This window comes from Methanococcoides sp. NM1, assembly GCF_900774285.1.
Taxonomy (GTDB): domain Archaea; phylum Halobacteriota; class Methanosarcinia; order Methanosarcinales; family Methanosarcinaceae; genus Methanococcoides; species Methanococcoides vulcani.
The window spans coordinates 163,026-181,290 of the sequence record NZ_CAAGTW010000005.1; the positions used below are offsets into that span (position 1 = coordinate 163,026).

21 protein-coding genes and 1 tRNA gene are annotated in these 18,265 nt (G+C 44.6%); 8 read left to right on the top strand and 14 right to left on the bottom strand.

From position 1 onward, the window contains the following. Positions 1-221 precede the first annotated feature (221 nt). The 6 genes from E7X56_RS06685 to E7X56_RS06710 all read left to right on the top strand — a co-directional run bounded on the left by E7X56_RS06685 (position 222) and on the right by E7X56_RS06710 (position 8,115). Entirely contained in the window at positions 222-1,073 is an 852-nt protein-coding gene (locus E7X56_RS06685; RefSeq protein WP_135606036.1) for a sulfide/dihydroorotate dehydrogenase-like FAD/NAD-binding protein, read from the top strand. Further along, positions 1,064-2,434, top strand: a complete 1,371-nt coding sequence (gene gltA, locus E7X56_RS06690; protein ID WP_135606037.1) for an NADPH-dependent glutamate synthase — start codon at positions 1,064-1,066, stop codon at positions 2,432-2,434. Before E7X56_RS06685 ends, gltA begins: the two co-directional genes overlap by 10 nt. A 154-nt stretch (positions 2,435-2,588) precedes the next feature. Then, the gene (locus tag E7X56_RS06695; RefSeq protein WP_135606038.1) at positions 2,589-4,619 is read left to right on the top strand and encodes a phosphoadenosine phosphosulfate reductase family protein; all 2,031 of its coding nucleotides are present in this window, start codon (positions 2,589-2,591) and stop codon (positions 4,617-4,619) included. A 77-nt stretch (positions 4,620-4,696) separates the two neighbouring features. Further along, positions 4,697-5,791 (top strand): AI-2E family transporter, encoded by a 1,095-nt coding sequence (locus E7X56_RS06700; protein ID WP_135606039.1) that lies wholly within the window; start codon positions 4,697-4,699, stop codon positions 5,789-5,791. A gap of 106 nt (positions 5,792-5,897) precedes the next feature. Then, complete coding sequence (locus E7X56_RS06705) at positions 5,898-7,805, top strand: threonine--tRNA ligase (protein ID WP_135606040.1); 1,908 nt, start codon at positions 5,898-5,900, stop codon at positions 7,803-7,805. 19 nt (positions 7,806-7,824) lie between these two features. Beyond that, positions 7,825-8,115, top strand: a complete 291-nt coding sequence (locus tag E7X56_RS06710) for an acylphosphatase (RefSeq protein ID WP_135606041.1) — start codon at positions 7,825-7,827, stop codon at positions 8,113-8,115. Between the two features lie 82 nt (positions 8,116-8,197). Here the strand turns inward: E7X56_RS06710 and E7X56_RS06715 are convergent, their stop codons facing one another. Then, complete coding sequence (locus E7X56_RS06715; RefSeq protein ID WP_135606042.1) at positions 8,198-8,404, bottom strand: hypothetical protein; 207 nt, start codon at positions 8,402-8,404, stop codon at positions 8,198-8,200. A gap of 148 nt (positions 8,405-8,552) precedes the next feature. Here E7X56_RS06715 and E7X56_RS06720 point away from each other — a divergent pair, with 148 nt between their 5' ends. Continuing rightward, on the top strand, positions 8,553-9,029 hold the full coding sequence (locus tag E7X56_RS06720; protein ID WP_135606043.1) for a toprim domain-containing protein: 477 nt from the start codon (positions 8,553-8,555) through the stop codon (positions 9,027-9,029). On the opposite strand, the gene E7X56_RS11770 is transcribed toward E7X56_RS06720, so the two are convergent. Further along, complete coding sequence (locus E7X56_RS11770) at positions 9,017-9,169, bottom strand: hypothetical protein (protein WP_167879471.1); 153 nt, start codon at positions 9,167-9,169, stop codon at positions 9,017-9,019. The genes E7X56_RS06720 and E7X56_RS11770 overlap by 13 nt on opposite strands. A 9-nt stretch (positions 9,170-9,178) precedes the next feature. After that, positions 9,179-9,316, bottom strand: a complete 138-nt coding sequence (locus E7X56_RS11775) for a hypothetical protein (protein ID WP_167879472.1) — start codon at positions 9,314-9,316, stop codon at positions 9,179-9,181. 268 nt (positions 9,317-9,584) lie between these two features. Here E7X56_RS11775 and thiI point away from each other — a divergent pair, with 268 nt between their 5' ends. Continuing rightward, positions 9,585-10,763 carry a tRNA uracil 4-sulfurtransferase ThiI gene (thiI, locus tag E7X56_RS06725; RefSeq protein WP_135606044.1) on the top strand — a complete coding sequence of 393 codons (1,179 nt, stop codon included), beginning with the start codon at positions 9,585-9,587 and terminating at the stop codon, positions 10,761-10,763. A 16-nt stretch (positions 10,764-10,779) separates the two neighbouring features. On the opposite strand, the gene E7X56_RS06730 is transcribed toward thiI, so the two are convergent. The 11 genes from E7X56_RS06730 to E7X56_RS06780 form a co-directional block, all read right to left on the bottom strand. After that, positions 10,780-11,703, bottom strand: coding sequence for an energy-coupling factor ABC transporter ATP-binding protein (locus E7X56_RS06730; protein ID WP_135606045.1), 924 nt, complete (start codon positions 11,701-11,703; stop codon positions 10,780-10,782). After that, complete coding sequence (gene cbiQ, locus E7X56_RS06735; RefSeq protein ID WP_135606046.1) at positions 11,703-12,464, bottom strand: cobalt ECF transporter T component CbiQ; 762 nt, start codon at positions 12,462-12,464, stop codon at positions 11,703-11,705. Before cbiQ ends, E7X56_RS06730 begins: the two co-directional genes overlap by 1 nt. A gap of 38 nt (positions 12,465-12,502) precedes the next feature. After that, complete coding sequence (locus E7X56_RS06740; protein ID WP_135606047.1) at positions 12,503-12,949, bottom strand: carboxypeptidase-like regulatory domain-containing protein; 447 nt, start codon at positions 12,947-12,949, stop codon at positions 12,503-12,505. Between the two features lie 2 nt (positions 12,950-12,951). Further along, entirely contained in the window at positions 12,952-13,572 is a 621-nt protein-coding gene (cbiM, locus tag E7X56_RS06745; RefSeq protein WP_135606048.1) for a cobalt transporter CbiM, read from the bottom strand. A 121-nt stretch (positions 13,573-13,693) separates the two neighbouring features. Next, entirely contained in the window at positions 13,694-14,653 is a 960-nt protein-coding gene (locus E7X56_RS06750; RefSeq protein WP_244603437.1) for a DUF4198 domain-containing protein, read from the bottom strand. Between the two features lie 241 nt (positions 14,654-14,894). Further along, positions 14,895-14,966, bottom strand: a tRNA-Ala gene (locus tag E7X56_RS06755). Positions 14,967-15,049: 83 nt separating this feature from the next. Further along, on the bottom strand, positions 15,050-15,319 hold the full coding sequence (locus tag E7X56_RS06760; RefSeq protein WP_091688425.1) for an elongation factor 1-beta: 270 nt from the start codon (positions 15,317-15,319) through the stop codon (positions 15,050-15,052). A gap of 9 nt (positions 15,320-15,328) precedes the next feature. Then, positions 15,329-15,493: an HVO_2753 family zinc finger protein gene (locus tag E7X56_RS06765; RefSeq protein WP_081955807.1), complete on the bottom strand. Its 165-nt coding sequence runs from the start codon at positions 15,491-15,493 to the stop codon at positions 15,329-15,331. Positions 15,494-15,594: 101 nt separating this feature from the next. Next, positions 15,595-16,227: an amino acid kinase gene (locus tag E7X56_RS06770; protein ID WP_135606049.1), complete on the bottom strand. Its 633-nt coding sequence runs from the start codon at positions 16,225-16,227 to the stop codon at positions 15,595-15,597. A 16-nt stretch (positions 16,228-16,243) separates the two neighbouring features. Beyond that, a complete protein-coding gene (locus E7X56_RS06775) occupies positions 16,244-17,224 on the bottom strand; it encodes a hydantoinase/oxoprolinase family protein (RefSeq protein ID WP_135606050.1) in 981 nt (326 codons plus the stop codon). Further along, positions 17,221-18,144 (bottom strand): ATP-grasp domain-containing protein, encoded by a 924-nt coding sequence (locus E7X56_RS06780; protein WP_135606051.1) that lies wholly within the window; start codon positions 18,142-18,144, stop codon positions 17,221-17,223. Before E7X56_RS06780 ends, E7X56_RS06775 begins: the two co-directional genes overlap by 4 nt. Positions 18,145-18,265: the final 121 nt, after the last annotated feature.

The window sequence follows — 18,265 nt, forward strand, 5'->3', positions numbered from 1 at the left end:
AAATTATGCCGGTAAAAATTTCTAATTTTTACAAAAGTTTATTAACTTTAGATGACTGTTAGCTAGCTCCAGCTCATCTTGTAATTCTCTCAAGAACACGCCTTCTGGTGATGTTTTCGGTTTTGGACAGAAAACCTAAAATAAGATGAATATTTCTTGGATAACATTAATATATTGGTGAAAAGTACGCGTACTTCCTATTGTATTATGAAAGTGATCTAATGGCATACAAAATAGTAGAGAAACGTCAGTTGGTGCCGGATGTGCACCTGATGAACATCGAGGCTCCTGATGTGGCTGCGGCTGCAAAGCCCGGTCAGTTCATTATTCTTCGTATTGATGAAGAGGGTGAAAGGATCCCTCTGACAATTGCAGATTATGATGTAGCCGGGGGTTTTGTTACCATTATCTTCCAGGAAATGGGCAAAACAACAAAACAGCTCGCTAAGATGGCTGCAGGGGATGAGCTTCAGGACTTCGTAGGTCCTTTAGGAAAAGCATCCGAGATCGAGAAGATCGGCACTGTAGTTCTTGTAGGTGGAGGGGTTGGAATTGCTCCTGTTTATCCTCAGGCCAGGGCATACCGCGAGATCGGCAACAAGGTGATCTCCATAATTGGCGCACGCAATGAGAGCCTGCTTATCCTTGAAGATGAAATGATGGCTGTAAGTGACGAACTTCTTGTGGCAACGGACGATGGTTCTAAAGGTCACCACGGTTTTGTTACAGACCTTGTCAAGGAACTTCTCGATGGTGATGAGAAGATAGACAGGATAGTAGCTATTGGTCCTCCTATTATGATGCGTGCAGTTGCAGGTGTCACTGATCCTTATGATGTGGAGACCATTGTAAGCCTCAACCCGATCATGGTGGATGGTACCGGTATGTGCGGCGGATGCCGTGTGAACATTGCCGGTGAGACCAAGTTCGCATGTGTGGATGGTCCTGAGTTCAATGCAAAGGATGTGGACTTCAACATGCTCATGAGCCGTCTGTCACTGTATCGCAAAGAGGAAATGGACTCTCTTGAGAATTACAAAAAAGGTTGCGGGGATGATTGCAAATGTCAGTAACACAGGAAATGCCTGAGCAGCCTGCTGATGAGCGTATCCACAACTTTGATGAGGTTGCATTAGGTTACACCGAAGAGCAGGCTATCCTTGAAGCAGAACGTTGCCTCGAATGCAAAAAACCAAAGTGTGTGGAAGGCTGCCCTGTGAATATTGACATTCCTGGCTTTGTCGCAAAGATGAAAGAAGGCAATTTCCAGGAAGCTATCGGTGTGATCAAGAAAACGAACACCCTTCCTGCAGTATGCGGCCGTGTCTGCCCTCAGGAAGAGCAGTGTGAGAAGCTTTGCATCCTCGGCAAGAAGAGCGAACCTATCTCTATTGGACGTCTTGAAAGATTCTGTGCGGACCGTGAGCGCGAGGTCGGTGTTAAAGATCCTGTTGTTGCCGAACCAACCGGCAAGAAAGTGGCGATCGTAGGTTCCGGTCCTGCCGGGCTTACTGCAGCATCAGATCTTGCAAAGGCAGGTCATTCTGTAACGATATTTGAAGCTTTGCATGAAGCCGGCGGCGTATTGATCTATGGTATCCCTGAATTCAGGCTTCCAAAAGCAATTGTGAAGGAAGAGGTCGAATACATCATGAAGCTGGGTGCAGACCTTAAGGTGAACTATGTGATCGGTCGCATAAAGACACTTGACCAGCTCGATGATGAGTTTGATGCAGTTTTCCTTGGAACCGGTGCAGGTCTTCCAAAGTTCATGGGTATCGAAGGAGAGAACCTGAATGGTGTTTACTCCGCAAATGAGTTCCTGACCCGTGTGAACCTGATGAAAGCATACCGTTTCCCTGAATCTGATACTCCTATCAAGTGCGGCAACCATGTCATCGTAGTAGGTGGCGGTAATGTTGCAATGGATGCAGCGCGCAGTGCTTTAAGACTTGGTGCTGATGAGGTGAGCATTGTTTACAGGCGCAGTGATGAAGAACTTCCTGCAAGGCGCGAGGAGATCGAGCACGCGAAGGAAGAGGGTATCGTCTTCCGTCTTCTGAACAACCCTGTTCGCATCCTTGAGGGTGAGAACATGTCCATCAATGGTGTGGAGTGTATAAAGATGGAGCTTGGCGAGCCGGATGAATCAGGCCGCAGGCGACCTGTGCCGGTGGAAGGTTCCGAACATGTGATCGATGCAGACATTGTGATCATTGCGATCGGTACTTCACCTAACCCGATAATCTTCGACGGTTCAAAAGGTCTCGAGGTCACCTCATGGGGGACCATTGTTGTGAACGAGGCTGGTATGACATCCCTTGAAGGTGTATGTGCAGGTGGAGATGCTGTGACTGGTGCGGCTACAGTTATCAGTGCAATGGGTGCAGGCAAACTGGCTGCACAGACCATCAACGATCACCTTTCAAAATAAGGAAATTTGCAGCAGGTCATACTGATCTGCATTTTCTTTTTTAATTTCTGTCATTGTCACGATCGATAATTGTAGATTTTGGTATATTTCAAGTGTCGATCTTATAGATATTTCATGGAAGTATTTATGAACACCAAGCCCTATTTTTATGTCAATGCACTTAAAAAAGGCCGATTCTCGGATGCACAAAAGTCCTTCTAGTAAAGGTATCAGGGATCAGAAAAAGGGTTTCAGAAAACCTGCCGGACACGAGAATCCTCGTATCTTCTGGTGTAAGGATTGTAATGTACCCCTTATCAAACCAAAATGTGATTCATGTGATGGTGAGATACTTGAAGTGAAACTTTCAGGTTCAGGTGACATACGTTTCTGTTCGCCCTATGAGCGTGAGGTGCTTGGGGATCTGCTGTTGTCTGAATATGGTTGCGATCCCATTGGTCTTCATATGGTCCTTTTGAATAAGATCCCGGGCGATGACAAGACCGACGAGGTGATCGTTGACGGGCTGAAAATAGGTGTGTTGTTCTATGACATGCATGTGATGGCTTATCGATTCGAGCCATCTGCAACTGGTGCACAGTTGCTCCATTCAATGACCGATAGCAGGACCGTTATTCTGAAGAAGACGAGGTCCCATCTTAATGGCAAGAAAGTGCAGGCAGAGATGCTGGAGCACTTTAGTAATGACATCAAAAAAGGCGATCCTGTCATTGTGGTGTCAGGTAATCTCGTTGGTTCTGGTATTGCTTTGTGCAACAGTGATGACATGGGGCATATCGAAGGTCCGGTTATTCGGGTAAGAAAGATCCTGGCCAACACTATGATGCTGAATCAAAGGATATCCGTGATGGATGATGTGATAAAGGCTAATCTGCCTCACCTCAGGCAGTTTGGGAAGAATGCAATGAACACCATCAAGGGTATTGCAAACCAGAAAGAATACCGCGATCTTCCTGTACATGTGTCTTTCAGTGGAGGAAAGGATAGTCTTGTGGTTCTGGACCTTACATTGAGTGCTCTTAAGAACCGGGATGTGAACGCTTTCTTCCTGAACACAGGGATAGAGTTTCCGGAAACAGTAGATTTCGTGCACGACTACTGTGAAAAACGGGGTATCGAACTTATCGAAGCAAAGGCAGGAAATGCTTTCTGGGACAATCTTGAAAGTTTCGGTCCTCCTGCAAAAGATTTCCGCTGGTGCTGCAAGGTCTGTAAACTTGCTCCTGCCGGAAGTATAATCGATCGTTGTACTGAAAGTGGTGATGTGTGCCTGACGATTGATGGAAAGCGCAAGCATGAGTCGTTCTCCAGGGCCAATATTGCTGCCAGTGAAAAGAATCCCTTTGTTCCCTACCAGTTGAACATCTTTCCGATAAGGGATTGGCGTGCTATTGAGGTCTGGCTTTACATACACTGGCGCGGGCTGGAGTACAATCCTCTCTACGATACAGGCTTTGAGCGGGTGGGCTGCTACCTGTGTCCTGCGGAATTGTCTGCAGAGTATGAAAGGTTGCGTGATATTCATCCATCGCTATATGGTAGGTGGAATGATTATCTGCTGAAGTGGTCACGTTCCCGGGGTCTTTCGGATGATTATGTGAAGCATGGGCTATGGCGCTGGAAGGAGTTACCGCCTAAGATGGTAAATCTTGCTAAAGAGCTTGGAATTGGGACTGAACAGATCCGGGTGGATGAGGATTTTGCTATCATTCTCACTTCAGGCTTTTCTCCTTGCAGGGAAGGCGGTTACACCGTTGAAGCAGCTGTCAGTGGAGTGCTTTTAAGCGAGGCTGCTGCAGTGTTGAATATAATTGGGACCACAGTTCTCTCAGAAGATCTTGGCATGTTGCTTGTCAGGACGGGCAGGGATTCGATAAAATTCTTCTCTTCCGGAAGTCTCAAGGTTACTGCAAGAACAGAAGATGATGCCAGGGAATATCTCAAAAGGACAGCAGAACAACTGATGCGCATAAACAAGTGCACTGAATGTGGCATATGCCTGAAGGTCTGTCCTGTGAATGCCATTACTCTTGGATCCGAAAAGGGGAAGTTGTTCATAAGTGATGCTTGCATACGTTGTGGCAGATGTACGGATGCCTGTGTTGTCCTGAAATATTCGGACAGGCTTCTCTCCGACATCCTGAAACTGGATGGAAGGTCCGCAAGAAGAACGTCTTTTGAGTGAAGTATTAATAGTGTGTTACAGTTATATTATATGCTAAATAATATTATTATTCGTTAAAATTACTGTACGTGTGTTTGATGGTCACAGATATATCGAATGAGCTGTCCCGGCAGATCGGTTCCAGATGGAAGGTCCTTGTAATCATAGCTTTAGTTATACTTTTTTCCACTTTCGTTTATATCTTACTGCCGCTTGCTGATGGCATAATGCTTGGCCTTGTGTTCGCATATATAGCACGTCCTATCTATATGCCATTGAAGAAGAAACGTCACTTAGGTGCTTTCATTGCTACGATGTTCATTGTGGCACCTATTATTCTGATACTTGGTATGGGTATTGTCGAGATCGCTAACCAGATAATCTGGATAACCGAGAATCAAACTGCTGTACTTGGATCTCTGTTCGATTTTGTACGCAATCTCAATATACCTCAGGCATACTATGAACAGATACAGCAGACTATATGGGATTCATCTCTCTCTATCCTGCCTCTTCTTGGCAATCTTGTATTTGTTTCCTACGCACGCGGGATCGCTATGTTCATGATCAATCTTCTGATCGCTATTTTTATGTGCTTTTTCCTTCTTGCAGATGGTGATGCGCTCTACCGTTCAATGCTCAGGATCGTTCCGGACGGGGATCAGAATGTTGTCAAAAGGTATGTCCATCACATGGATGTGATCCTTAGTGGTGTGTTCATTGGCAATGCGTATGCTGCACTTTCAGTAAGTACGCTTTCTGTTATCGTGTTCTATGCATTTGGTCTGTCACATGTGCTTGCGCTGGCAACCCTTATCTTCGTTGCATCTGCGATACCTATGTTTGCCGGTTACATGGTACTGGTAGTTCTTTCCATTGTACGCTATTTCAACCTTGGACTTGAGAGTGCTCTGACATTCTTTGTTATATGTTCGATCGTCATCTATGCACCACCTGAATTGTTCCTGCGTCCATATCTTGCAGGTATAAAATCTCACATTCATCCGTTCCTTATTATGGTTACATTCCTTGGTGGTGCATTTGTCGGGGGAATTGCCGGTTTCTTTGCAGCCCCGATACTTCTGGGGTCATTGGTGGCAGCCTACCGCGTCTATGTGGAGTGTCAGGATAAGGCTGAAGCTGAGCAAGTAGACGTAAGGCAAGCTGAAGAAGAACAGACAGAAGAAGAGTAAACCCATCTTTAATTTTTATTCAAGTTTTGTTTCCGAGCCACTTACTTGAAAAAGGTTAATAAGGATTGGTTTAATTAAAGCACAGGATTATTCAACCGGTGAGATCATGCAGTTATTACTTATCCATTCAGATTACATTGAATATGATGTAAAAAAGAGCACTCCTGTGGCCGAAAAGATCGAGGAGTCCTTCAAGCAGGGCCGTCTTGAGGAAGCACTTACGGCATTCATGGCTGTTGAGAGCTTCGATGAGGCTGATCCGCAGCAGGTAGTTGAGCGTGCAGTAGCTGAAATAGGGAAGGTAGCAGGTCAGGTAAAAGCTGAAAATGTGATGATCTATCCTTATGCACACTTGAGCTCCGACCTTTCATCTCCGAAGGTAGCGGTCTCTGTGCTCAAGAGCATCGAAAAGGAACTTTCTGGCAAATATAATGTCATGAGGGCCCCATTCGGGTGGTATAAGGCATTCAGTATCAGCTGTAAAGGTCATCCGCTCTCTGAGCTTTCACGTACTATCAGGCCGGAAGAGTCTGCAACCTGTGGTGAAGCGGTGGTAGTTGAAGGGAAGAAGGACGAAGTAGTTTCTGAAGCACTGAAAGCAGAGAGTACTGCAAAGTCCTACTGGCGTATCCTTACTCCTGATGGTGAGCTTCATGAAGCAGAAGGCTTTGATTTTACTGGCCACGATAATCTCAAAAAGTTCGTGGATTATGAAATTACCAAGAACAGGAATATTGACAAGGCACCACCTCATGTGGACCTGATGCGCAGGCTTGAGATCGCAGATTATGAGCCCGGTTCTGATTCCGGTAATATGCGTTTTTATCCAAAGGGAAGGTTGATGAAGTCACTTATCGAGAATTTCGTTCTCGATGAGTCTGCAAAGGTCGGTGCAATGGAGGTAGAAACCCCACTGATGTATGATATGAACCATCCTACTTTGAAGAAGTATCTTGACAGGTTCCCTGCACGTCAGTATTCTATTGAGTCCGACAAACGTCACATGTTCCTCAGGTTTGCTGCCTGTTTCGGTCAGTTCCTGATGAACCATGATATGACGATCTCCTACAGGCATCTTCCTCTTAAGATGATCGAGCTTACCAGATACAGTTTCAGGAAGGAACAGCGTGGTGAGCTCGTGGGACTTCGAAGGTTGCGTGCTTTCACAATGCCGGACATGCACACGCTCTGTCCGGATATGGAAGGTTCTGTGTCCCAGTTCGGTGAGCAGTACAGCATGTGCATTGATACGCTGAACAAGATCGGTATTGATGTAAGTGACTTTGAAGTTGCTATCCGTTTTACACGTGACTTCTATGAAGGCAACAAGGACTTTATCACGGACCTTGCAAGAAAGGTTGACAAGCCTGTCCTTGTGGAAATGTGGGATACAAGGTTCTTCTATTTCGTCCTTAAGTTCGAGTTCAATTTCGTGGATGCTACAGCAAAGGCAAGTGCATTGTCTACTGTGCAGATCGATGTGGAGAATGCAGAGCGCTATGATATCAATTACACTGATTCCAATGGTGAGATGCAGCATCCTGTTGTTCTCCACTGCTGCCCAAGCGGGGCAATTGAGAGGTGTATATATGCCCTCCTTGAAAAGGCAGCAATGGATACAGAAGCTGGTAAGGTTCCAAACTTGCCTGTATGGCTGTCCCCAACACAGGTCCGTGTTATTCCTATTGCTGAAAGGCATATGGAATTTGCCAATGAGATTGCAGATGCTCTTCAGTGTCGTGTGGATATTGATGACCGCGAGGAAACCGTGGGTAAGAAGATACGCGATGCAGGTCGGGAATGGGTTCCATACGTAGCAGTTATCGGCGATTCTGAAGTCGAAAGTGGTAATGTCAACGTGACCATCCGTGCTGAGTCCGAACCAAAGAAGCCAAAGAAGGTCGAAATGACTGCTGAGGGGCTCAATGAGCGGGTTTTGTCCGAGATCGGTGACATGCCATACCGCAGTTTACCTCTTGCAAAGTTGCTTTCCATGAGGCCGAAATTCTTCTAAGATATTTATAGCAGTGAATATGTCAGAAAATAATGATAATGTCTGCGCGGAGATACATGTCTCCGGCAGGGTTCAGGGTGTGTATTTCAGGGGCTTTACCCAGAAGGTGGCGACCAGATTGGGTCTGGTCGGATACGCCCAGAATTTGCCTGATGGGCGTGTAAAGGTCATTGCACAGGGTAAAAGATCTCTTATATCTGAGCTATTGGACAATCTGAGTATCGGACCCGAGCTTTCCAACGTTGAAGGCATCGATGTTGGCTGGGTCGATATTTCTGATGAATTCACTGAATTCTTTATTAAAAGATAAACTACTTTTTGATAGTTCCATACAGTTGAAACTGCCTGGACTGTCTTCTTTTTATTAATTTATGCTAAGTAATTAATGTCTTTCAGTGGGCGGTCTCTTCGAAAATTTCGTATTCGGTCTCGGCGAGCTTCTTTTCAATTTCTTCAATATCAAGGATCTCTTTTAACTCTGCCAGACAATCCAGGCAAATGTGAGTATGCCCGACGATGCGACCTTCAGCAACCTCTTTCCCATATTCGCCTTCTACTCCGGCTTCTGTACAAACCTTTCCACAAAAGATGCAAACCATGTATACCACTCCTTGATGGCCTGGTCGATCATACCATCTGTATAAAGTTTAATAGACATTTGTATATAAGATTATCGATGTGTATGGTGTGCAGAGCCTTATTTTTGTGGGATGGTTATTTAGGTTTAAGTTCCAATATTCTATCTTAATGTCAGAACATGAGCAGACTGGAAATGTGCCAGTGGGCAGGCCTCACCTGAAAGCACCTATTTTTGTATACCAACGAAAGCTTGAACGGATCGAGGAACTTCTTGATGGGATGCTGGAATGTTCGAATAAAGGTGATCTTATTGTTGTTGAAGGGAAAAGGGATGTCATTTCTTTGAGAAAGTTAGGCTTTCATGGGGATATTGAACTTGCAACCCACCGGCCTCTTACAGAGGTTTCTGCAAGGATCGTTAATACTGGTAAAAGGGTAATAATCCTGACCGACTGGGATCGTCGTGGTGACTTACTGGCATCAAAGATCTCGGAAGACCTCCGGTATTTTGGTATTGATGTAGATATGTATATGCGTGAACGCTTGAGTTCAATGGTAAAAAAAGAGATTAAAGATGTGGAAAGCCTTTATTCCTATGTTACGAAATTAAGGGAGGTTGCAGGCAGTTCACATCAGGCGGTATAAGCGGATTGTTCAGAAATGTTGTAGGTCGAGTCAATGGATGTCGTTCTTCCACATTTCTGGCAATAATACATTGCGTTGTCGCCAATCCTCATGATCTTCAGGTCAACATCACACAGGTGGCATTTCAAAGTAATTTCCAAGGTATCCCCTCACTCAAGAATTGTAATGGAGTCAAGTCTTGCAGTTCCTGCTTCTGTCCAGTATTTACAGACATTGCAAACCTGTATGTTTTCCCCTTTCAATTCCAATCTTGAACTACATTTTGGACATTTGTGTAATGTTTTCATGCTACGTCTTCCCCTATTTCAAATATTATTTCACATCGCAGGATATGATCTACAAAGATTACCATAAGGGTGTGTTGAGTTTCCCACTCCCCAAACACGCTCATATCCATATTGATGCCGAAATTGACATTGTGCCCCACATTTCTGGTGGGACGGCAAACCTATATAATCATCTCATCAATATTTATAGTTTTCGGCATTTTGATTTTGTTGGTCAGTTTTGCCTTTACCAAATAGCTTAAAAAACATGTATGAATAAGTATGCCTCATGTACGACGTGGTTATTGTAAGATATGGCGAATTGGCTCTCAAGAGTCCGGGTGTCAGGAATCTGTACGAAAGGGTCCTGGTTCGTAACCTTGAAGCCATGCTGAAGCAGGAGAATATATCGTTCTCCAGGGTCTTCAGGGAATGGGGCCGTATTTTTATCGAATCTGATGATCCTGCTGCTGCAAAGGCAGCAGCAGATGTTTTTGGAGTCGTGTCCGCTTCGTCTGCTGCAAAGGTCGAAGCTGATATTGATGTCGCGGCAAAGGTGTGTGCCGATATTGGTGCTGATCTGATCAAAGATGGCGAATCATTCGGTATTCGTGCACGCCGCTCGGGTAAAGATGGTCTTTCATCCACTGATATTGGACGCCTTTGTGGAGATGCAGTCTGGGGTCGCCTGGAATCCCTTGGAAAGACTCCGAAAGTGGACCTTTCTGATCCTGATCGTGAGATCTTCGTTGAAATGAGGCAGAACAGGGCATATGTATTCACTGATATCGTGAAAGGTGTGGGCGGATTACCTCTTGGGACTCAGGGTAAGATGATCGTTCTAATGTCTGGAGGCATTGATTCTCCGGTAGCAGCCTGGCTTATGATGAGGCGGGGTGTGAAGATAATACCTGTTTATGCTAACAATGAGCCTTTTGCTGAGGAAAGTGCGCATGAAAGAGCGAGAAAATGTGTGGAAGTGTTACAGAGGTGGTCTCCTGCAGATCGCATCAAGATGTATGATGTTCCACATGGCAAGAATCTTGATACATTCATTAAAAAATGTAATGAGAAGAACACCTGCCTTCTGTGCAAGCGCACTATGTATCGCATGGCATATGAAATAATGAAAAAAGAAGGCGCTGATGGCATTGTTACTGGCTCTTCCATCGGGCAGGTCGCTTCACAGACAGCTGCTAACATGCATGCTGAGATATACGGCCTTGGAATACCTCTTTATCATCCTTTGATCGGACTTGACAAGACTGAGATCATTGATCTTGCAAGGCGTATTGGTACCTATGATGTCTCCATTATGCCGACATCCGGATGTGGTGCAGTTCCTGCACGCCCGGAGATCAATGCTGCATTCGATCTAATTGTCAGGGAAGAAGAAAAGCTTGATATTGAAGAAATGGTAATGGATGCGGTTACGAACGCAAGATCTTTCTTCATAGGCGATGAGTGACCGGCTTTTATTTTTTTTACTCATGCCATGTTGTATGATGGTTGTATGAGTGCATAACATCCTTTATTTCTGCATGTGTATGCTCATGGATATGCAGATGCACATGTCCGTTCTCTTTTTCAATGGTTCTGGTAAGTACCTCTACAGCTTCATCAAGTGAGAGTGGCAGATCTTCGCAATTGTATCCGAAACATCCCAGAACCTTGAAGAATTTAAAAATATCCGGAGCCTCGAGGTTATTATCTTTCAGCAGGTCCCAATCAGAGAATATTTCCATTGGTGAACCTTCAGCAATGATGCCCTTGTTGAGCACATAGACCCTGTCTGCAAGATCGGGTAATGCATTAACATCATGCATAGCTATCATCGTAGTAATTCCTTCTTTGTTCAGGTTGTTGATTACTTTGATAAAGTCTGCCCTGCTCTTCGGGTCGAGGTTTGCAGTAGGTTCATCAAGGATAAGTATTTCCGGTTCCATTGAAAGTACGGCTGCAAGTGCTGCCCTTTTTTTCTGTCCGTAGCTCAGATTATGTGGAACTCTTTCTTCAAATCCTTCAAGTCCGACTTTTGAAAGTGCCTTCTTTACTCTCTCTTTAACTTCTTCTTCAGGCATCCCCATGTTTATGGGTCCGAAAGCAACATCATCGAATATTGTTGGCATGAATAGCTGATCATCGGGATCCTGGAATACGATCCCTACTTTTCGGATCCTTTCACTATTGCTCATTCTGTTTATGTCTTTTCCTTTTATCAGTATCCTGTTATCCTGGCTTTTGAGAGTCCCATTAAGATGTAAGAAGAAAGTGGTCTTTCCGGCACCATTTGGTCCGATGATCACTATCTTTTCCCCTTCATTGATGGTGATGTTAATGTCTTCCAGTGCAGGGGTTCCGTCAGGGTATGAATATGTAAGTCCTTTTACACAAATCGCTTCTTTCATTATAACACCAGGTGATAGGTATGCATAAAGAGTGCAATTAGGATCATGGGCAGGGCGATAGCATAGTCCTTTGCTTGCATTTTGAAGTTCACTATTGTCCCGGGGTTACCAGTATAGCCTTTGGATATCATTGACTGGTAAACACGCTGTGCCCTGTCATAGCTTTTTATGATCAGCATCCCTATCATGTTCCCGAGAACGGATAACCCATACCTGTTCGCTTTAAGTTTGAATCCTTTTGATCCCATGGCTTTCCACATTCTCTGGAACTCATCCATTATCACGAATATGTATCTGTAAGTGAACATCAACATTTGTATGAGCGTTCCCGGTACTTTGAGCATATAGAGTGCCTTGATCGTGATATCAAAACGTGTGGTCCCAAGCATTATAAGTGCAAGTGTAACAGCTGAAAGCGCTCTTATTATGACCAGAGAGGAGTACTGGAATCCTTCCAGTGTGATCGTTATGCTGTGATACTGTGCGATGACCTGTCCGTCAACGGTAAGCGGCATGATGATAAGTAGGGGGAACAGGAACAGGAAAACAACTTTCAGTCGATGTATCACAAATGCCTTTGGAAGTTTTGCTATAATGTATATCAGGCTGGCTATCCCCAGGCCAACAAGGGCTTTTGTAATGCTGTCCAAAAAAACAAAGGAGAATATCATTACCATGAACGTAATGATCTTAGCACGCGGGTCGAAATTATGTATGGGTGAATCAATTGAAGCATACCTGTCTATTTCGGGGTAGTCCAATGTGTTATTCTCCTGTATCGTTTTTTAGTAGTTGTTCTTTATTTTGTTTTGCGCGCTGACCGGTACATTCCAAAACCAGCAAGCCCCACAAGGTACCCAAATCCTGCTATTATTCTTGCTGAGAGTGGGAGTTCAGCTTCTTCACCGGAGCCTTCAGAACCTGCAACGTTGAAAGTGATCTCTTTCTGATGTCCGCTTTTGGAAACTACTACTCTGTATTCTACAACACCAAGTTTTGGTTCGAAGTAGTATAGCCCCTCCTCATCGGTCATATCTGTGATGTAAAGCTCTTCCTCGCCGTTCTTTATGGCATAAATGTTGATTTCGGCATTTGGCATTGGGTCTCCGCCTCCATACCATGATCGTATTTGTACCTCAGTTACCTGCTCCTGTGCATAGACGCGGTGTGCGGATGCAGCAGGTGCAATTACTGTTAAAAGAACACATGCAAATGCCAGTGCCCATATTATCTTATAATTGGCCATTTTTATTTCTCCTTGTTGATGGGTAGCAGTTCAGGCCTGACCTTTAGAAGGAATGTGACCACAGATCCTGTCAATATTCCTTCGATTATCATTATCGGTATGTTGGCAGCAGCAGCCGCGTAGGCAACCTCTGTGAATTCCTCTCCTGTGGATATGAGCACGATGGCGAGCATTATTGCAGAGAGCATTGTTGCCATTGAACCGCAGATAATTCCAAGTATGGAGGGGCTGATACCTGTTGAATACCCTTTTTTGAAGATCCCGTAGGCGATCAGTGCAGGTATACCCATATTGATGACGTTGACGCCAATACTTGTTATGCCGCCATGCTGGAACAATAAAGCCTGAAGGACAAGGCCAATGAAGATAGCAGGGTATGCGAGGGTCCCGAGGACCACTCCAAGAAGTCCGTTGAGGACAAGGTGGACACTGGTAGGTCCAATTGATACATGTATCAGGGATGCCACAAAGAAAGCTCCTGTCATGACGGAGATCTTTGGTATCTCTTCGGCGATGTCCACATCCCTTTTGCTCCACCAGAGGGTTGCAAGGAGTAGAAGTATCGTTATTACCCAACCTGCAGTTATCACTGCAGGGGATAGCACGCCGTCAGATATATGCATACTTGTTTTCTCCTTTGTAATATTTATTATAACGAGTTTTGTGTTTTATCTAATTTAATGTGGATGACTGATAATCAAGTATAAAAAAAGATTGATGGGGAATTCATCCCCCTAATTCATTTTATAATTTTCTTCCTGCGATAAACAATGCTGAAAGAAGTCCGGCAACTGCGAACACAGATTCAAATCCGGGTGTGGCTGGTGTAGTTTCTTCTTCTTCTTCTTCTTCAGGTTCTTCGCTAACTGCAATTTCTGTCTCTTCTGCAGGGAATTCTTCAAGTACCGGAATTATGAACACTCCTCTTACAGGTTGTCCTTCTTCAGGTTCCATGGTAGCACCAACGAACCAGATGCCAGGTTCATCGAGAGTGTACATGAACTCTCCGTCAGCATTAGATCTTGTGAGCCTTGTGAATACCATTGGCGCATCATATGGGTAAAGTTCTTCTGCTTGTTCTACGATCTCAATTCCTGCTTCAAGGTCGTGGTATATCTCAACCTCAACATCGGCGTCTGCCAGGGGTTCACCATTGTAAAGTGCTTTTCCTGCAAAGACGAATCCTTCTTCCATGCCATATGGGCGCATGTATGGGATGATCTCTGTCTGCTGGTCAACCATTGAATCCCAGCCGAACCACATTTCTTCTCCACAGTGGATTACTGCTTTGGTGTAATCGATCATGTCTTCGTCCGCATCTTCATACTTGACTGATACAACAGTGTCGCCATACTGGTCGACTGTGAATGATGCTTTGTATGAAAGGAAAGTTCCCATGTTACCTTCCTCATCCATGCTGTCCATCATGACTTCTTCCGGAGTGAGAACTTCGACTGCACCGTCAGGTTTTGTTACCTTGATCTCAGGTACGTCTGACATGTTAAATGAGATGTGTTCATAAGGATGTCCCCACATTACATAGATGGTCTTTGTATCGCCAAGTTCTGCAATGTAGTCTTCCGGGGTGATATCCCATACACTATCTTCACTGTCACTTGGGAATATCATCGTAAAATGTGCACTTGAAAGGCCTGTAAGGCAGATAAGTGCAATAATTGATCCGATAATTATTGTTTTCTTCATGTTTCATTCTCCCTTTCGTAAGAATAGTTATTATTCCATACATATGAAGTAACACGAACTTTAAATAAATTGCGATTATTTACTTGAATATATAGTATTTGTATTATTATGCCGTATGGATATTTATGTTCTTTAAGGTCTGACCTGCTGTAACTTTATTTCTTAATAAGGATTCTATAAAGGTCTACGAATAAAAAATGAAATTGAATTGCTAATGCAGAAATGTTATGAGGGTCCAATATGGACTCGGCGGGATTTGAACCCGCGGCCTTTACGTTGCGAACGTAACGATCTCCCCCTGATCTACGAGCCCGTGATGATATTTAGAGAAATTACTAGAAATTAAGGCAAATTAAAATAAAAGAAAAAAGAGAGAACAGAAAAAGTTCTTTGCGATTATACAGGTCTGCCCAATTCGGTAACCTGCACGCTCTCGACACCCTCGACAGCTGCAAAAGCTTCTTCTACAGGTTCTGTGCCACCTTCAAGGTCGCCTACAAGGACTACTACCTTAAGTGCCTTTAATCCAAATGCAATTGGTTCTGTCTCTGATGCATAGATCGATGAACCTTCTGGCAATGCTGCTTCGAGTTTGTTCTTCAGGTCATCCAGGTCGGTCTCGACGCCTGCTGGCATGATCTTCATTGTTGCTGCTACTTCTCCCATATTGGTCCCTCAGGGTCCTACAAAGCCGCATTTAGGGCATGTGTAAGGGTTGCTCTGTTGTCTGCACTTGGTACATCTTCCAAGCTCGGTGTCACATGCTGGGCATGGGAATCTTGTGTATCCCTTCTCAGCAAGGCGAACTCCACATGATGTGCATTGTTCAACTTTTGCCATTGTAATACTCCTTTTGATTCTGTAAATATGTATAATGCTTGAACGAAACGGTTCGTGTCGCGATAAGCTATAACGATTTCTGTACATACGCGGTATGTAATTTAAATATTCCCCTTGATGTGTGTACTCCTTACCATTTTCCCTTCGATAGCAGCAACCACTCTTTCCGGACAGGTTCCGTTAACGATGACACAGTCCATACCATATTTGTCCAATATATGTGGTAGTATCCGGTCAGTGCAGGTCTCACCCATGCTCTCAAGCTCTTTAGCAGTTATCTCTTCGATAAGTTCACCTTCATTTAGCACGCCATCAACATCTGTGGCTTTGACAAGTATTGCATCGATTCGATGCGCAACCCACGCAGCTATGGTGTCTGATGTGACATCCCATGAATGTTCGAGTTCGTCAGTGGTTTTTAGCAATTGGTATGGCAGCAGGATGGATATCCCTTCAGGCACATCATCCGTATCATCTATCAAAGGCACCCTGCTCTTGTCCATAAGCAGGTATGCATATTGTTCCATTGCTGCCACAGCCATCCAGTGGGCAGCCTCATCACCGATCGAATGTGCCCTGCTTGCTTCTCTAATGCCATTGGCAAAGATACCTCCTCCCGGCACGACCACTATCTTTACTTTGCTTCCTGTGCTGGCAATGTGTTCCGTGACTGCTTTTAACAGATCCTCGGCTTGTTCTATCAGGCTTCCACCGATCTTAAGGACTACTTTCATTTCTTATCGCAGGATATTAGTTCACATTTTCTTCTTCTTCAAGCAACTTTGCAGCAGCGTAAGCAGGGAAAACCTTTGAGATCTCCGGTCCCCACTTGTCGGAAGTGGAGAAGCAATCAAGGCCAAGACGCATTGCAGCTTCTTCGATCATGAATTCTCCCAGTCCGGCGGAGACAATAGTGTCAAGCCCGTTCTTCTCAGCCACGGTGGATATAGCCTCACAAAGCAGGGATATCTGTGTTTCTTTCACATCTTTTGCTATCATTAGCAGGTTTTCTTCAGAGATCTCTGCAAGGTCGGCACATACGACACGTGCAAGCCTTCTCATGCAATCGATTCTGTCCCTGCCGGCACCATCCGAGGTCTCGCATGTGAACAGGTCCCTTTCTATATCCCCAAGAAGCATGTATGCATCAGCAGTGGTGGCAAAAAGCTCGGATGAGACACGACATGTTCCTTCCTTCAGTTCTACGGTCTTAAGCAGGGCAGCAAGGTTCGTACGCAAGGTTCCTGCATATACCAGCTCACTGCGAAGCAGCCTGGAAAAATCGGTATCTCCTGCCACATGTTTGCCTTTTTTGATAGGTATTATGTCACTTGTGGTGCTACCCACGTCCACAAAAATACAATCTCCTACCTCTTTTCCTATCAGACGGGCAGATGCAGCCCAATTGGCAGCAGCAAGGTCCCTTGTGTTCCGGGTACTGTCCTGGAAGTGTCCGCTGTTGTTCACGTATTCGATCTTGCAGTCGAAAGCGTTGTTCACAGCGTTCATAATAAAGCTGATTCCCTCATCCTTGTCCGCAAAACAGTCTGCAAGTTCTCCTGTCATCACAACAGCCAGAGCATCGGGTTTGAGTCTTTTTGATAGCTCCTTAAGGGCTGATGGAAGTGTGGTGTCCTTCCATAAAGGGATGTAGAGCAGTTCTTTGATTTCTCCATCAGAGGAGGAGACCTTTGTATTAGCTCCACCAATATCTATTCCAATATATCTCATATCAATTCCTCTTTGGTGAACGAGTAATTTCCTGTAATATTTATCTGTGGGAGTGGTTGCCCAAGAGCATTAGCTATCAGAAGTTCTGCTATCTCCCTGTCCATTATCTTAGTAATACCCACAAGGGATGTTGTGGGTCTTGGATTTATGTCTATTATATATGGCCTGTCTCCCAGTATTATGTCCACTCCGGTGTATCCGTTGCATTCAAGTATTCTGGTTGCCTCGATGGCAGTTTCATAAAGCTCCTGCTTCCTGTCGGTGGGGTATGGTGTCGTACAGCCGCAGTAATTAACAGAAGATTCATCCTTCTCGGGATCGATATCTATCATCTGCTTGTTCACTGTTAATGGGAGTGTCTCCTTTCCACAGATTAGGCTGACACTTAGGTGTTCTCCTTCGATATACTCCGTTGCGAGCTGACCTTCTTCCAATTTCGGGTCGTGGCATACGAATGTATCTTCTGATGCACACCCGTATCTTGGCTTTACTATCCAGCGTTTACCTTTTGGTATTGCCTGGTCAGCAGAATAAGTTCCCGGGATCGCAATGGATGCGGCTTCCAGTTTTCTGGTACATTCCAGTTTATCCGAGCAAATAGTTACTGACTCAAAGGAGCAGCCGAGGTTCAGTGTGTTATCATCGATTATGGCTGTGATCCCGGGTAAAAGCTCTTCAGGTGCGATCACAAGGGCTGCATCGCCATCTTTTGCCTGTTTTTCCAGAATTTCATTGATACTGTCCTCGCTGGAAGCAACAGAACTGCCATATTCTATCGATGGTCCGGACGATGTGTATATCACCTCATGGCCAAGGCGTGAAAAACTTGATGCCAGGGTGTGGAGCATTGCTTTACCTTCTAATAGGTAGGTTCCACCCATGCCGGTGCTGACAGCATATTCCGAAAGAAGTATTTTCATGTAAGGTGAGATTCTATCATATTATTTGTTATTTACTGTGGATTATGGTGGCCTGAATATATTCTTTATTTATTGTGTGTCCTCGACAATTACTATATATATCAGCAATACAAATTACAAC

Coding starts and splice junctions, on each gene's coding strand:
- E7X56_RS06685 (WP_135606036.1), top strand. CDS start 222: ATGGCATACAAAATAGTAGAGAAACGTCAGTTGGTGCCGGATGTGCAC.
- gltA (WP_135606037.1), top strand. CDS start 1,064: ATGTCAGTAACACAGGAAATGCCTGAGCAGCCTGCTGATGAGCGTATC.
- E7X56_RS06695 (WP_135606038.1), top strand. CDS start 2,589: ATGCACTTAAAAAAGGCCGATTCTCGGATGCACAAAAGTCCTTCTAGT.
- E7X56_RS06700 (WP_135606039.1), top strand. CDS start 4,697: ATGGTCACAGATATATCGAATGAGCTGTCCCGGCAGATCGGTTCCAGA.
- E7X56_RS06705 (WP_135606040.1), top strand. CDS start 5,898: ATGCAGTTATTACTTATCCATTCAGATTACATTGAATATGATGTAAAA.
- E7X56_RS06710 (WP_135606041.1), top strand. CDS start 7,825: ATGTCAGAAAATAATGATAATGTCTGCGCGGAGATACATGTCTCCGGC.
- E7X56_RS06715 (WP_135606042.1), bottom strand. CDS start 8,404: ATGGTTTGCATCTTTTGTGGAAAGGTTTGTACAGAAGCCGGAGTAGAA.
- E7X56_RS06720 (WP_135606043.1), top strand. CDS start 8,553: ATGTCAGAACATGAGCAGACTGGAAATGTGCCAGTGGGCAGGCCTCAC.
- E7X56_RS11775 (WP_167879472.1), bottom strand. CDS start 9,316: ATGAAAACATTACACAAATGTCCAAAATGTAGTTCAAGATTGGAATTG.
- thiI (WP_135606044.1), top strand. CDS start 9,585: ATGTACGACGTGGTTATTGTAAGATATGGCGAATTGGCTCTCAAGAGT.
- E7X56_RS06730 (WP_135606045.1), bottom strand. CDS start 11,703: ATGAAAGAAGCGATTTGTGTAAAAGGACTTACATATTCATACCCTGAC.
- E7X56_RS06740 (WP_135606047.1), bottom strand. CDS start 12,949: ATGGCCAATTATAAGATAATATGGGCACTGGCATTTGCATGTGTTCTT.
- cbiM (WP_135606048.1), bottom strand. CDS start 13,572: ATGCATATATCTGACGGCGTGCTATCCCCTGCAGTGATAACTGCAGGT.
- E7X56_RS06750 (WP_244603437.1), bottom strand. CDS start 14,653: ATGAAGAAAACAATAATTATCGGATCAATTATTGCACTTATCTGCCTT.
- E7X56_RS06760 (WP_091688425.1), bottom strand. CDS start 15,319: ATGGGAGAAGTAGCAGCAACAATGAAGATCATGCCAGCAGGCGTCGAG.
- E7X56_RS06765 (WP_081955807.1), bottom strand. CDS start 15,493: ATGGCAAAAGTTGAACAATGCACATCATGTGGAGTTCGCCTTGCTGAG.
- E7X56_RS06770 (WP_135606049.1), bottom strand. CDS start 16,227: ATGAAAGTAGTCCTTAAGATCGGTGGAAGCCTGATAGAACAAGCCGAG.
- E7X56_RS06775 (WP_135606050.1), bottom strand. CDS start 17,224: ATGAGATATATTGGAATAGATATTGGTGGAGCTAATACAAAGGTCTCC.
- E7X56_RS06780 (WP_135606051.1), bottom strand. CDS start 18,144: ATGAAAATACTTCTTTCGGAATATGCTGTCAGCACCGGCATGGGTGGA.